16 protein-coding genes are annotated in these 13463 nt (G+C 65.0%); 7 read left to right on the forward strand and 9 right to left on the reverse strand.

Annotated elements, in window-relative coordinates; genetic code table 11:
* The first annotated feature begins 23 nt into the window (after positions 1-23).
* The 3 genes from QQ977_RS04685 to uvrA all read left to right on the forward strand — a co-directional run bounded on the left by QQ977_RS04685 (position 24) and on the right by uvrA (position 3968).
* Positions 24-455 carry a universal stress protein gene (locus QQ977_RS04685; RefSeq protein ID WP_285927826.1) on the forward strand — a complete coding sequence of 144 codons (432 nt, stop codon included), beginning with the start codon at positions 24-26 and terminating at the stop codon, positions 453-455.
* A 47-nt stretch (positions 456-502) separates the two neighbouring features.
* A complete protein-coding gene (locus tag QQ977_RS04690; RefSeq protein WP_285927828.1) occupies positions 503-925 on the forward strand; it encodes a universal stress protein in 423 nt (140 codons plus the stop codon).
* Between the two features lie 76 nt (positions 926-1001).
* Positions 1002-3968, forward strand: coding sequence for an excinuclease ABC subunit UvrA (gene uvrA, locus QQ977_RS04695; RefSeq protein WP_285927830.1), 2967 nt, complete (start codon positions 1002-1004; stop codon positions 3966-3968).
* Between the two features lie 4 nt (positions 3969-3972).
* On the opposite strand, the gene QQ977_RS04700 is transcribed toward uvrA, so the two are convergent.
* Positions 3973-4392: a hypothetical protein gene (locus tag QQ977_RS04700; protein WP_285927831.1), complete on the reverse strand. Its 420-nt coding sequence runs from the start codon at positions 4390-4392 to the stop codon at positions 3973-3975.
* Between the two features lie 104 nt (positions 4393-4496).
* Here QQ977_RS04700 and QQ977_RS04705 point away from each other — a divergent pair, with 104 nt between their 5' ends.
* Entirely contained in the window at positions 4497-5228 is a 732-nt protein-coding gene (locus tag QQ977_RS04705) for a bifunctional helix-turn-helix transcriptional regulator/GNAT family N-acetyltransferase (RefSeq protein ID WP_285927832.1), read from the forward strand.
* 21 nt (positions 5229-5249) lie between these two features.
* Here QQ977_RS04705 and QQ977_RS04710 read toward each other — a convergent pair whose 3' ends face one another.
* The 5 genes from QQ977_RS04710 to QQ977_RS04730 all read right to left on the reverse strand — a co-directional run bounded on the left by QQ977_RS04710 (position 5250) and on the right by QQ977_RS04730 (position 8691).
* Positions 5250-5501 carry a DUF2267 domain-containing protein gene (locus QQ977_RS04710; protein WP_285927833.1) on the reverse strand — a complete coding sequence of 84 codons (252 nt, stop codon included), beginning with the start codon at positions 5499-5501 and terminating at the stop codon, positions 5250-5252.
* Between the two features lie 101 nt (positions 5502-5602).
* A complete protein-coding gene (locus QQ977_RS04715) occupies positions 5603-6037 on the reverse strand; it encodes a universal stress protein (protein ID WP_285927834.1) in 435 nt (144 codons plus the stop codon).
* A gap of 185 nt (positions 6038-6222) precedes the next feature.
* On the reverse strand, positions 6223-6813 hold the full coding sequence (locus QQ977_RS04720) for a 50S ribosomal protein L15e (RefSeq protein WP_285927836.1): 591 nt from the start codon (positions 6811-6813) through the stop codon (positions 6223-6225).
* A gap of 284 nt (positions 6814-7097) precedes the next feature.
* The gene (locus QQ977_RS04725) at positions 7098-8006 is read right to left on the reverse strand and encodes a serine/threonine-protein kinase RIO2 (RefSeq protein WP_285927838.1); all 909 of its coding nucleotides are present in this window, start codon (positions 8004-8006) and stop codon (positions 7098-7100) included.
* Between the two features lie 220 nt (positions 8007-8226).
* A complete protein-coding gene (locus QQ977_RS04730) occupies positions 8227-8691 on the reverse strand; it encodes a universal stress protein (protein WP_285927839.1) in 465 nt (154 codons plus the stop codon).
* Between the two features lie 342 nt (positions 8692-9033).
* On the opposite strand from QQ977_RS04730, the gene QQ977_RS04735 reads away from it, so the two are divergent.
* Positions 9034-9873, forward strand: a complete 840-nt coding sequence (locus tag QQ977_RS04735) for a lipoate--protein ligase family protein (protein ID WP_285927840.1) — start codon at positions 9034-9036, stop codon at positions 9871-9873.
* 9 nt (positions 9874-9882) lie between these two features.
* Here QQ977_RS04735 and QQ977_RS04740 read toward each other — a convergent pair whose 3' ends face one another.
* Positions 9883-10599: a fumarylacetoacetate hydrolase family protein gene (locus tag QQ977_RS04740; protein WP_285927842.1), complete on the reverse strand. Its 717-nt coding sequence runs from the start codon at positions 10597-10599 to the stop codon at positions 9883-9885.
* 274 nt (positions 10600-10873) lie between these two features.
* Between QQ977_RS04740 and QQ977_RS04745 the strand changes: the two genes are divergently transcribed.
* Positions 10874-11758 (forward strand): sulfurtransferase, encoded by an 885-nt coding sequence (locus QQ977_RS04745; RefSeq protein WP_285927844.1) that lies wholly within the window; start codon positions 10874-10876, stop codon positions 11756-11758.
* Between the two features lie 195 nt (positions 11759-11953).
* On the opposite strand, the gene QQ977_RS04750 is transcribed toward QQ977_RS04745, so the two are convergent.
* Entirely contained in the window at positions 11954-12178 is a 225-nt protein-coding gene (locus tag QQ977_RS04750) for a hypothetical protein (protein WP_285927847.1), read from the reverse strand.
* Positions 12179-12292: 114 nt separating this feature from the next.
* Positions 12293-12709: a hypothetical protein gene (locus QQ977_RS04755; RefSeq protein WP_285927848.1), complete on the reverse strand. Its 417-nt coding sequence runs from the start codon at positions 12707-12709 to the stop codon at positions 12293-12295.
* Between the two features lie 116 nt (positions 12710-12825).
* Between QQ977_RS04755 and cofC the strand changes: the two genes are divergently transcribed.
* Complete coding sequence (gene cofC, locus QQ977_RS04760; RefSeq protein WP_285927849.1) at positions 12826-13449, forward strand: 2-phospho-L-lactate guanylyltransferase; 624 nt, start codon at positions 12826-12828, stop codon at positions 13447-13449.
* The last annotated feature ends 14 nt before the right edge of the window (positions 13450-13463 follow it).

Below are 13463 nucleotides of genomic sequence, written 5' to 3' on the forward strand. Positions count from 1 at the left end.
TGGTACCGTTTCTCGGACCCGGCATGTACGAGGCGATCCTCGTCGCGATCGATCGGAGCGAGACGGCACGTGTCGTCCTCGAGAGCGCGATCGAGCTGGCCGACGGCCTCGAGGTGACGGTACACGTCCTCACCGTCGTCGAGCCATCTGGAAGCCCCAGACGGTTCGGCGTCGCGGAGGTCGACGCACTCAACCGTGCGGCCGAGCGTCTCGTCGACGACGTCGTCGACGCCTACGACGCTCGTCCCGATCGGGACGTCGACCTCTCCGTCGAACTTCGCCGCGGCCGACCGACCGAGGTGATCGTCGCGTACGCCGACGAGATCGACGCCGACTTGCTCTGTGTCGGTCGAAGGTCTCGAGGACGTCCGGCCAGCGTAGGAAACACGACCGATCACCTCGTACGGTCGTCGCCCGTCCCGGTCGTCGTCGTTCCGGATCCGAACGCCGACTGATACGGACCGCCACAATACATTTCCCCCCGGCCTGCGTCCGGCCGACCGTGACACACTACCTGGTTCCGACCGACGGCTCCGAACAGGCGACCGAAGCGCTCCGTCACGTCCTCGAGCGGGACGCAGACCCCGAAGTGACGGTCCTCTACGTGGTCGAACTCGGCCGCACCGGACCGGAAGAGTTCACGCCGAAGTGGGTCGACGCCGAGCTCCAACACGACGCCGAGAAGCGAGCCGAGGAGACGCTCGAGGACGCACAGTCACTCGCCGCGGAGTACGACCTCGAGATCGAGACGGCGACCGCCATGGGAAAGCCGGCGCGGTCGATCGTCGAGTACGCCGAGAAAGCGGACGTCGACCACGTCGTGATGGGAAGTCACGGCCGTGACGGCCTGTCCCGGGTCCTGTTAGGAAGCGTGGCCGAGACCGTCGTTCGTCGGGCATCCGTCCCGGTGACAGTCGTCCGGTGACGGGAGCAGGCGTGCGTTCTCGAGGCAATCTCGCAACCGACAACGCTTCATTGCTGCAGTCGTTGCCTGCGTCTAGATGAGCACGGAGCACATCGAGGTGCGAGGTGCACAGGAACACAACCTGAAGGACCTCGACGTCTCGATTCCTCGCGAGGAGCTCACCGTCGTCACCGGGCTCTCGGGCTCGGGGAAGTCCTCGCTCGCGTTCGAGACCGTCTACGCCGAGGGCCAGCGTCGGTACATCGAGAGTCTCTCGGCGTACGCCCGGAACTTCCTGGGCCAGATGGACAAACCCCAGGTCGAGACCGTCGAGGGGCTCTCGCCGGCGATCTCGATCGACCAGAAAAACGCCGCCAACAATCCTCGCTCGACGGTCGGGACGGTGACGGAGCTACACGACTACCTCCGGCTGCTGTACGCCCGCGTCGGGACGCCACACTGTCCGGAGTGCGGTCGCGAGGTCGGCGAGCAGTCGGCCCAGAACATGGTCGAACGGCTGTTCGAGCTCCCCGAGGGAACGAAAGCGAAACTCGCGGCCCCCGTCGTCCGCGACCAGAAGGGAGCGTTCGAGGACCTGTTCGAAGAACTCGTCTCGGAGGGATACGCCCGCGTCGAGGTCGACGACGAGGCCTACGACCTGACGGTCGACGACCCCGAGTTAGACGAGAACTACGACCACACCGTCGACGTGATCGTCGACCGCGTGAAGATCAGTGCCGCGGACCGGCCCCGCATCGTCGACAGCGTCGAGACCGCCCTCGCGGAGGGAGAGGGCATCCTGAAGGTGATCCTGCCGGATCCGCCCGCGGAGGCCGCAGACGACCTCGGCGAGGAGGCCCGGTCGACGGGCGCACTCGGCGACGAGAGCGAGAGCGACGACGACCGCCTCGTCGTCGAGTTCTCGAAGGACCTCGCGTGTACCCACTGTGGCATCGACGTCCCCGAAGTCGAGACTCGCTCGTTTTCCTTTAACTCGCCCCACGGTGCCTGTCCCGAGTGCGAGGGACTCGGCGAGACCAAGGAGGTCGACGAGGGTCTCGTGATCCAGGACGAATCAAAGCCCCTGAAGGAGGTCTTCGAACCCTGGAGCTACAACCGGTCGTACTACCGGACCCGGCTGGACGCCGTCGCTGCCCACTTCGACGTCTCCCTCGAGACGCCCTTCTCGGCGGTCGATCCGGAGATCCGGGAGGCGTTTCTCTACGGCACCGACGAGGAGGTGGTGTTCAAACGGCAGACGAAAAACGGCACCCGCCGGAAGAAAAAGCGCTTCGAGGGGATCATCCCCAATTTGGAGCGGCGCTACCTCGAGACGGATTCGGACTCCACCCGCGAGCACATCGAGGACTACATGTCGGTGACGGAGTGTCCAGCCTGTGAGGGCACGCGGCTGAAACCTGCCTCTCGCGCGGTGCTTATCGACGACGTCTCGATCACCGCGGTCAACGCGATGAGCATCGGCGACGCCCTGGAACACTTCGAGTCGATGGAGGCCGACCTGACCGAACGCGAGAAGGTCATCGCCGAGGAGATTCTCAAAGAGATCCGCGCCCGGCTGGGGTTCATGTGCGAGGTCGGCCTCGAGTATCTCACCCTCGATCGGGAGGCGTCGACGCTCTCCGGTGGTGAGAGCCAGCGCATTCGCCTCGCCACGCAGATCGGTTCCGGGCTCGTCGGCGTGCTGTACGTCCTCGACGAGCCCTCGATCGGGCTCCACCAGCGGGACAACGACCGGCTGCTCGACACCTTGGAGGAACTGCGCGACCTCGGCAACACCCTGATCGTGGTCGAACACGACGAGGAAACGATGCGTCGCGCGGACAACGTCATCGACATGGGTCCCGGCCCCGGCAAACGCGGCGGCGAGGTCGTCGTCAACGGTCCCGTCGAGGAGCTCAAGGCCTGTGAGGAGTCGATCACCGGCGAGTACCTCTCCGGGCGAAAACAGATCCCGGTGCCCGACGACCGGCGAGACCCCGACGGCGCACTGACGGTGCTCGGTGCCCGCCAGCACAACCTCGACGATCTGGACGTCGACCTCCCGCTCGGCTGTTTCACGGCGATCACCGGCGTCTCGGGCTCGGGCAAGTCCACCCTGATGCACGAGGTGCTGTACAAGGGACTCGCTCGCGAGATGAACGACAACACCTCGGTTATTCCAGGCGACCACGACGCGATCGAGGGCATCGAGGAGATCGAGACGGTGCGGCTGATCGACCAGTCGCCGATCGGCCGGACCCCCCGTTCGAATCCCGCGACCTACACCGGCGTCTTCGACTACATCCGGGAGCTGTTCGCCGAGACCAAGCTCTCGAAACAGCGGGGCTACGAGAAGGGGCGGTTCTCGTTCAACGTCTCGGACGGCCGCTGTGAGGAGTGTGGTGGCCAGGGGACGGTGAAGATCGACATGAACTTCCTCTCCGACGTCTACGTCCCCTGCGAGGAGTGTGACGGCACCCGCTACAACGACGCCACGCTCGACGTCACCTACAAGGACAAGACGATCGCCGACGTGCTCGAGATGTCCGTCGAGGAGGCTTACGACTTCTTCGAGTCCTCGAGTCGCATCCGCCGGCGGCTCCAGCTACTCAAAGACGTCGGGCTGGATTACATGAAACTCGGCCAGCCATCGACGACGCTGTCGGGTGGGGAGGCCCAGCGGATCAAACTCGCCGAAGAACTGGGGAAGAAAGACACCGGCGACACGCTGTACCTGCTCGACGAGCCCACGACCGGCCTCCACAGCGAGGACGAGCGCAAACTCATCGACGTCCTCCACCGGCTGGTCGACGACGGCAACACCGTCGTCGTCATCGAACACGAACTCGATCTCGTGAAAAACGCCGACCACGTCGTCGACCTCGGCCCCGAGGGCGGCGAACACGGTGGCGACGTGGTGGCGACGGGCACCCCCGAGGAGATCGCCCGCCTCGAGGACTCGCATACGGGTCGGTACCTCCGGGACCTGCTTCCGGACGTCGACCTCGAGGGCCCGCGTGGCGAACGCGTCGAACCTGTGACAGCACCGACCGACGACGACTGACGATCTAAGCCACGTCCTCGAGGACGCGGTGGGCGTAGAACGCGACCGAAAAGTCCTGCGGGCTCGGCAGGGCACAGCCGAGCCAGCCGACGACGGCCGCCGTCGCGACGGGATCGTCCGCCCCCGGAAGGTGGCCGCCGACGCCGAGTGCGAGCACCGGCACGGCGAGTGCAAGCGGCATCAGCGCCGCGATCCGGAGCACCCACGGCGACTCGTGGCCGGTCGGCCGCGGTTCGACCCGCGCCCACGGCGTGCTCGCGAGCGCGGCGACGACGCCGTCGGATCGGTCGGGAACGTACTCGAGCGTGTACTCGACGCCGGCGAGTTCGAGGACGAACGCGTGGGCGTGTTCGTGTACGATCAATCCGACCACGACGGCGAACGCGAGAACGGGGGCAGCGACGATCAGGTCCGATCCGATCATTCGTCCGCCGGATTCGTCGACCCGGCTATCAATCCGTCGGTTCCGTTCCGAACGCGGACGGCTCACAGCCAACAGTTAAATATAGGGAAGTGCTACCGCAGCCCATGCCATTCACCGAGGATCTCGAGTTCGGTCACGAGGACCGAAAGCGAATCTACGAGTACGTCGAACGACACGGGGCGGTCGAGCCCGATGAGATTCGGAAACAGTTGAATCTCGATCCGGGCGGGGCGCGCCATCACATCGCGATCCTCAAACGGGACGGTCGCCTCGAAAACCGGAACGGAACCCTCCAGGTCACGATCGACGCTGGAGCCGAAGAGGAGTACAGAAAAGAGGACCTCGAGTTTCACATCCGACCGGCCAGACAGGACGACCTCTCGGGCATCGTCGGTGCCATTCGACAGGTCGCCAGAGAGCGGACGTACATCGTCGCCGAGAGCGTCGCCGACGAGATCGACCACGAGGACGCACTGTTGCGGTACAACGAGGTCGAATCGCGGATGTTCTTCGTCGCGACGGTCAGCGACGAGGTCGTCGGCTGGGTTCACCTCCACAGTCCCGAACTCGACAAACTAAGCCACACTGCCGAGCTCACCGTCGGCGTCTTAGAGGAGTATCGCGGCCACGGCATCGGCTCACACCTGCTCTCGCGCGGGCTCGAGTGGGCCAGCTCGAACGGCTACGAGAAAGTGTACAACAGCGTTCCCTCGACGAACAAGGAGGCGATCGCCTTCCTCGAGTCACATGGCTGGGAGACCGAAGCGGTCCGGGAGGACCACTACAAGCTCAACGGTCACTACGTCGACGAAGTGATGATGGCCCTCAAGCTGTGATCGGTCGTCGACGGGGGCGGTTCAGGCCGGCGCTCCCTCGCTGTCGGCGATCTCGAACAGATACTCGTCCATCCCGAACCGTTCGACGTCGTCGACCGTCTCGAGGAACCGCCCGATCTCTTCGGGAAGCTGCGCGCCGAGGTTGTCCGCGTCGCCGGGCTGGACGCGTTCGGAGAGGGTCAGAAGCGTCGCCCGGGTGATATTCAGCGCCGCCTCGCGGGAATCGAGCTGTGCTCGGTGTTGGACCTCGCCGATGAAGTCGTCGTACTGCATACGCGACGGTTCGTAGCTCGAGCCGATGAGTCCAAACCTTTCAGGTGTAAGCGTACCGCCTTCCCGACTGTCGGTCGGTTCGCGTACCGCACTCGGACCGATCACCGCACGATCGTCACCGGCACCGGCGAGCGACGAGCGACTTTCTCCGCGACACTACCCAGCAGGATCCGGCTGGCACCTGTTCGTCCGTGGCTGCCGATGGCGACGTGGTCGACGTCCGCTTCCTCGGCGTACTCGATGATCGATCGGGAGACGCCGCCGATTACGTGCTCCGTTTCGATCTCGACGCCCTTCTCGTCCGCCCGGTCGCGGACGTCCCCGAGGAGGTTTTCGGCTCGCTGCTCGTGGTTTTCGCGGATCTGTTCGTAGTTCGCCATCGCGCCCCCCTCGATCCCGGTCGCCGCATAGAAGTCGGCCGGATCGATGACGTGGAAAGCCGTAATCGTCGCGTCCGGGTACTCCTCGAGGGCGAACTCGAGGGCTTGCATCGACTGCTCCGACTCGTCGACCGGGACGAGGACGTGTTCTGCCATGGTCCGGCTATTGTCGTCGGGAAATAAGTATCTAGTCACCTCGGTCGAGCCACGACTGGGCACAGGTTGTCGGTTCGCGATCGGAACTCGGCAGTCGCACGCTCGAGTCGGCGGCAGGAACGATCACTTCGGTCGTCTCCGACGTCGACGCGTCGGCGAAAAATCGGACGTCGAATCGATATTCGTTACTTCGCGCGACCCTGTCCGCCCGTGTTGCTCGGGCGAACCTTCTCGGCACCCTTACCGCGGGTATCGAGCCCGCGGTTTTTCTTGCCGGCGCTGGTGAGCCCGCGCAGCGCACGGTTCTCGTGGGCGTCGTCACAGATCCAGTTCAGGTCGTCGTCGTTCTGGATAGCGGGGTGGTTCGGATCCACGAGAATCACTTCGAACCACTTCTGACTGCCGTCCTCGCCGACCCAGTAGCTGTTTAGCACCCGCAGGTTGGGGTACTTTCGGGTGACGCGTTCCTCACCGATGCGCTGGATGTTCTTCCGGCGACCGATGCGGTTGACGCCCTGTCGCTTCGAGCGTCGACCGGCCGTGAACCGCTCTTTGCGCGCGGTGCCTTTCCGGACCGAGACGCGAGCGACGACGATGCCTTGCTTTGCCTTGTAGCCCAGTTCGCGGGCCTTATCGAGTCGCGTCGGGCGGTCGATTCGCTCGATTGCGCCCTGCTTGCGCCACTCCTGTTTTCGTTGCCACTGCAGTTCCCCGAGCTTCCCGTCGTCGGGGTTCTTCCATGCCTCCTTGATGTGAGAGTAGAAGCTTCGTGCCATCGTATCACCTGCGGGCTTGCTGGTTCAATCCGTCCGTGGATCACATCCCGACCTGTGGTAGTTCCGAACAGGTGCCCGCTGGTGCCCGCCGACCAGCGAGTTATCCGAACGTATCCAACTCTCGAGTATAAGCGCTTCGAACCGACCTCGTGACGGACGTCTGTCGACCGTCACCCGGAACGGGACACGACAGCACTGCGGGACCGTTCTATATATCTGAATGTGGTTTACCGGTGGCCGAAATCCGAATCAGATCCGGCCGATGACGCTCAACAGCGCCTTCGTCAGATCGCATCCGCCTCGAGCGATTCGAACGAGCCCGCTTCGATCGCGTTCGCGACAGTCGCTGTGTCGATCTCGGGCACCACCTGGGGATACTTTCGACGGAAGTAGCCGATCAGGTTCGTGACGTCACGGCGAAGGAACTCCGCGGCGTTTTCGTGGTCGGTCGGGACGGCCTGGGGCCAGTCGAAGATCGTGACGCCGTCTTCGCTCACGAAGACGTTGTACTCACTCATGTCCGCGTGGACGTACCTCGATTCGTGTGCTCGCGCGAGTTCGCGAAGCAGTAACTCGAGGACGCCGAGGACCTGATCGTCCTCGAACGTCGCTCGCGAGAGTTCGACGCCGTCCATCTTCTCCATGACGATCGCGTGACGGTTCTGGTCGATCGGCCGTGGTACCGACACGTCGGGATACAGCGTCTCGAGGGTCTCGTACTCGCGTTCGGCGGCCTTCCGGGCGGTGTACATCCAGGAGACGTGATCTCTGTCCGCCGTGTAGTCCCGTTCTTTGTGTACCTCCCGAAAGTTCGTGTACCCCTCGCGATGGTACTTCAACGCGAGCGGTTTGTACGACCGGACCTCGTAGACGTCGCTTTCCTTGCCGACCCCGAGCGAGGATCCGAACTCGGAGATCGTATCGCGTTCGACGAGCGTGTGCAACGCGAGCGCGTCGTAGCCTTCGAACGCGAGGGTGTAGCCTTCGTACTGGATCGTCTTTTTCTCGATCAGCCCGCGTTTGAGACAACGCTCGAGGCGGTACTCGACCTCCTCGGGAGTCAGTCCCGAAAACGTGGGGAGTTTCTCGCGTTGGACCCACTCGGAGAAGCGCATCCCCTGTTCGATCCCCGACAGCAAGTAGAAGTCTTCCGTCTCGAGTTCCGGCAACAGGCCGGCGACGTTCCGCACCATATCCTCCGTAGCCGGCGTGCACGTAAAAACGTCGTGACGGGTGATGACCAAGATAAACCAAATATAGCTATATGGAATTCCAGGGCGAGCTACCGGCAGGAGCACACGAGGAAAGACGTGTGACTCACAGCGGTCCGTATATCGAACACAGTCCGAACGGCCGGAAGCTTCGAGACCGGAGACAACGCCGAGTTACACCGACCTCGAGTCGGCGCGGCCGTCACTCCATGACGTCCAGATCGCGGAAGTACGTGACCGAACACGGCGCAGAAAGGATGATCTCTTTGGACACCGAACCGAGGACAGCCCGCTGTGCTGGCGACCCCCGCTGGCCGGCGAGAATCAGCCGATCCGCGTCGACGTCTCTCGCGAGTTCGACGACGGCCTCGTCGACGTCGCCGCGTTTTCCCCGGATCGCGGTGTCGACACCTGCCTCCTCGAGTCTCGATTGTAGATCCCCGACCGGCGGACGACGGGCGGCGACCTCGTCGGGATCGACGTCCTCGGCCCGGGCCTCGAACCCGAGGTTCTCACGGAAGTCCTCGTACTCCTCGGTCGTGAACGCGTGTCCGATCACCACGGTCGCATCGAGCGGCTCGGCGAGTTCGAGGGCCGTCTCGGCGAGGTCGTCCGCACGCGCCGTATCCATCGGCCCAACTGCAAGTAAAATTGTCTCGATCGCCATACTCGCATGTGCCGATTCCACCCGCTTAAGGGTTCTCGTCGGTGGCGGTGACGGTCCGAACGCACTCGAGACGTGGCTGCCCGGATCTGTCCGGCGAAAAACGCCGACGGGGTTCGGGGCCTCGGTTCTCACCTCGGCATCACGTTCCGTGGCCGCTGAGACGGACCGTTGTACGTCTTCACCGGCGCACTCGCGACCGTTCTGCGGGTGTACCGAGGCGTCGGTACAGCAATCCGCATAAAGTAGCCGGACAGATACGGCGTCAACAACATCCTGCAACAGTCCGAGCGGGGACACCGCGTCGTCGTAATCGCTAACTCGCTCGCCGACGAGACCTCGAGTATGACCGACGTTGCAGGCCGGGAGTGGCGACTGGTCCGGGACGACGCCCGCGACGGGCCGACCCAGATGGCACTCGAGGAGGTCGCTGGCGAGACGGCACTCGCGGAGGGGGTCCGGACAGTTCGGGTCTTCTCCTGGGAGCCGAGCACGCTCTCGCTCGGCTACCGGACCGATGCCGACGCGGTCGACTGGACGTTCTGTGAGCGAGCGGGGATCGACGTCACACGACGCCAGACGGGCGGCGGCGGCATCTACCACGACGCGTACGCGGACATCTCGTACACGATCGTCGCGCCCGCCGAGGACGTCCCCAGCGACCTGATGGACTGTTACCGGCTGTTCTGTGAGCCGATCCTCGCAGCCCTCGAGACGATGGGCGTCGACGCCGGCTTCGCGGCCACGGAACGGGCGGCGATCCTCGAGCCCTCCTGTTACCTCCGGGACGTTCATCCGGCCCACGACGTCGTGGCTCCAGCCAGCGACGGGCGTGCGAAAAAGCTCAGCGGTAACGCCCAGTACCGCCAGCGCGACGTCGTCATCCAGCACGGCTCGATCAGCTACGCCCGCGAGCCCGCCCGCCACCTCGGGGTCTTCGCCGATCACGAAACCTCGTCGGCGGCGTTCACCGACCGGGTGACGAGCATCCGCGAACAGGCAGCGATCGATCGCGAGACCGCCGTCGAGACGCTCGCGGACGCGCTCGGGGAGTGGTGTAACGCCGAGGAAGGCGACTGGCGCGAAGACGAACTCGAGGCCGCACGCGAACTCGCCGCCGACAAGTACGGCACCGACGCGTGGATCCGCGACCGGGACGCTCAAGCGGCGGACTCGAGCCGGTGACGGCCGCCGTCAGCGATCGGCGACGGCGTTCCGAAGCGTTCCGACGCCCTCGTAGGTGACCTCGACGTCGTCGCCGGGTTCGATCAGGCCGGGGTTCTCGGGGCTGCCGAAGGCGATCACGTCGCCCGGTCGGAAGGTGAACCGACGGGAGAGATGTGCGATCAGCTCGTACGGCCCGAACAGCATCAGGTCGGTGTTCGCCTCCTGGCGGCGCTCGCCGGCGACGTCGGTCCACATCTCGATCCCGCGCGGATCGAGGTCGGTCTCGAGCCACGGCCCCAGCGGCGCGGCACCGTCGAAGGCCTTCCGGGCGGTCCGACCGACCTGATCGAGCGCGTCGACGTCGTTCAGGATCGTATAGCCCCGGACGACCTCGGGGACGTCTTCGGGCTCGAGGTCGCGACAGCGCTCGTCGATCACGGCCGCCAGCTCGCCCGCGTAGGTCAGCTCGTCCGTGAAGTCGGGGTAGGGAATCGGTCGGTCGTGACCAACGAGTGCGGTCGGGGGTTTGATGAAGAAGTCGGGTTCCTCGGGTCGTTCGTATTCCATCTGCTCGAGCGTCGCCGCGTAGTTACGTCCGACGCAGTAAAGCGCCGAGGGCTCACACGGCGGGAGGAGGTGGCCGTCCCGGCCGACCTCGTAGCGACCGTCGTCGGCGTAGACGACGCCGTCTTCGTACCGCCCGGCAACCGGCCCCTCCGGAGTCGCAAGTCGTGCGAGTCGCATACGCCCGCTCGCCGAGCCGAGGGGTTAGGTATGTCGATCCGTCCGAACGCCGCTCGAGCGTGATCGACCCGCCCTCGGACGCATCGATCGGAACGTGGCGAACGTTGCCGGGGCTGTCGACGGGGCGAGACGGACCGTCCGGACCGGCCGGTCGGCGTATCGTCGGCAAAGCGGCGATCTGAACCGATAGACGCCGCCAATCGGCGTCACAGGCACGGTCCAGATTTACCCTCGCTGGTAGCTTTATCCCGTTGTCTGACCAACAGTATCGTGTATGTCCGACTACGACACCGACGTACTCGTCTCGGCTGACTGGGTCGAGGACCACCTCGAGGAGTTCCAGTCCGACGATCCCGAGTATCGACTCGTCGAGATCGAGAGCCCGAGTCCGCCAGACAACGACTTCCCCTCGCTGTACGACGAGGGCCACATCCCGGGCGCGATTGGCCTCAACTGGGACGAGGACCTCTCCGATCCCGACCAGCGCGACATCCTCAAAAAGGACGACTTCGAAGACCTCGTCGGCGAGATCGGAATCAGCGAGGACTCGACGGTCGTCTTCTACGGCGACGGCCACATCCCCAACTGGTTCGCCGTCTTCGCCTACTGGGAGTTCAAATACTACGGCCACGAGGACGCCCGGGTCTTAGACGGCGGGAAGGACTACTGGATCGAAAACGACTACCCGCTGACCGACGAGGAGCCGGAGTTCTCGGCCCAGGAGTACGAGGCCCGAGGGCCCTTCGAGAGCATCCGCGCGTACAAGGACGACGTCGACAAGGCCCGTGAGGCCGGCCTCCCGATGGTCGACGTCCGATCGCCCGAGGAGTTCACCGGTGACCTCATCGCGCCGCCGGAACTCGACGAGACCGCCCAGCGCGGCGGCCACATCCCCGGCGCGTCGAACGTCCCCGTGCCGACGAACCTCCGCGACGACGGCCGATTTCTGCCACCGGACGACCTCGAGGAGCTGTACGCCGAGGAGGGCATCGACGGCGACGAGTCGGTCGTCACCTACTGCCGGGTCGGCGAGCGCTCGGCGATCGCGTGGTTCGCCCTCTCCGAACTGCTCGGCTACGAGGACGTCCACAACTACGACGGCTCCTGGACCGAGTGGGGCAACCTCATCCGCGCGCCGATCGCGAAAGGCAAGGAGTAGCGACGCCCGGTTTCGATCTCCCACGATCACCGAGTCCGTCTCCTCGCGACTCAGCGACGAAACGAGACCGTATGCCCCGGAGCAGCCGTCACCGGAGCCCCGAAGCGGCAAGACGACTGCCCTCGAGCGAACGAACCGTTTCCCTGTGTCGCGATTCACCGGAACGTTACGCGAGTGGGTCCGGCGTGGCGAAGCTCACGCTGCGAGCAGGAGGTAGGTTCGAGCACCACATCGCTCGAGCGAGACGCGGTCGGTCTCGAGGTCCTCGCGGACGAGCCGTCGGATCGCCGTGAGATCGAGTCCTGTGACGTCGACGCGTCGTCGGACTGTCGGGTCGGCGACTCGCGGTTCGATGCCGGGTTCGACAGTTGCCGATTCGATGCCACCCTCGCTCTCGAGCCAGTTCGTGTCGACGTTCATAGCTCTCCGATCGGACCGACGGGACGTCAAACCGACCCGTCCGAAGTGAAAGTGAAAGTAGACAGCTGAGACGCTCGAGACGACTCCAAGTCCGGTCTGGGTCGGGCGTATCGGTCAGTCGAGACGGGCAACCGAGACGCGTGTCGTTCCGCAGTCGGTCTCGATGGTCGTCTCGTCGACGATCGCGTCCGTCGCCCGATCGCGCCACGCCTCGAGGGCGTCCGCGCGGGCCTCGCGAACCCGTTCGGGGGAAGCCTCGTCGGGGAGGTCTCCCTCGATCGCTGCGAGCGTCGGAAACTCCGAGACGACCGCATCCGCGAGCAGATCGGCCGGCGAGACGTGGATCGCGTCGGTAGCACGGTCGGTCCCGTGAGAGACGTGAATGCGGGCACGCATCCGGCCGTGAAACGGTGGCGTCACCCGAAGGACGGACGTGCCGGGGTTCTCTCGCGTGTAGACGAACGCGTCGACGACGTCCGCCGCGGAGATCGCGAGCGAGCGAATCACACCGGGATCGTCGTCTCCGGACATCGTCGTCGGTTGGCCCCAGGACGGTTTAGACGTAGTGGTTCGTCGATCAGTCCCCGAAAGACGGTGACGGTCGCAGTCGTCGCGCTTTTGCCAGCGTGGTCCGACGGCACAACTGGATGCACGTCGTCGTCCCGTTTGCTGCTGGCTCGCCAAAAACCCGTCTGGCCCCGGTACTCGACCCCGACGAACGGCTGGGGTTCGCCCGGGCGATGCTCGAAGACGTCGTCCACGCCGTCACCGAGACGGGCAGAGAGCCGACGGTGCTCGCGACCGAGTCGGTCGACGCCGACGTTCCGGTTCGGGTCGACGATCGGCCGCTGACCGACACAGTTAACGACGTCCTCTCGTCGGCGGACGGGCCGGTCGCGATCGTGATGGCTGATCTCGCACTCGCGACGGCCGACGCACTCGAGACGCTGTTTTCGGCCGACGGCGACGTCGTCCTCGCTCCAGGTCGCGGCGGAGGGACGAACGCCGTCGTTAGCCACCATCCCGGCTTCCGTGTCGACTACCACGGGGTCTCCATCCTCGACCACCGACGGGCCGCACGCGAGGTCGACGCCGACCTCGAGACGGTCGACTCGTTTCGACTGGCGGTCGACGTCGACGAACCCACTGATCTGGTGGAAGTGCTCGTCCACGGCGACGGCCGCTCGCGATCGTTCCTCGAGGACGCGGGATTCACACTCGAGACGAGCGACGGCCGGGTAAGCGTCGACCGCGATTCCGGTAGCGAGTGAGGACGGCGTTTCGT

Source organism: Natrialbaceae archaeon AArc-T1-2 (assembly GCF_030273315.1).
Lineage (GTDB): Archaea > Halobacteriota > Halobacteria > Halobacteriales > Natrialbaceae > Tc-Br11-E2g1.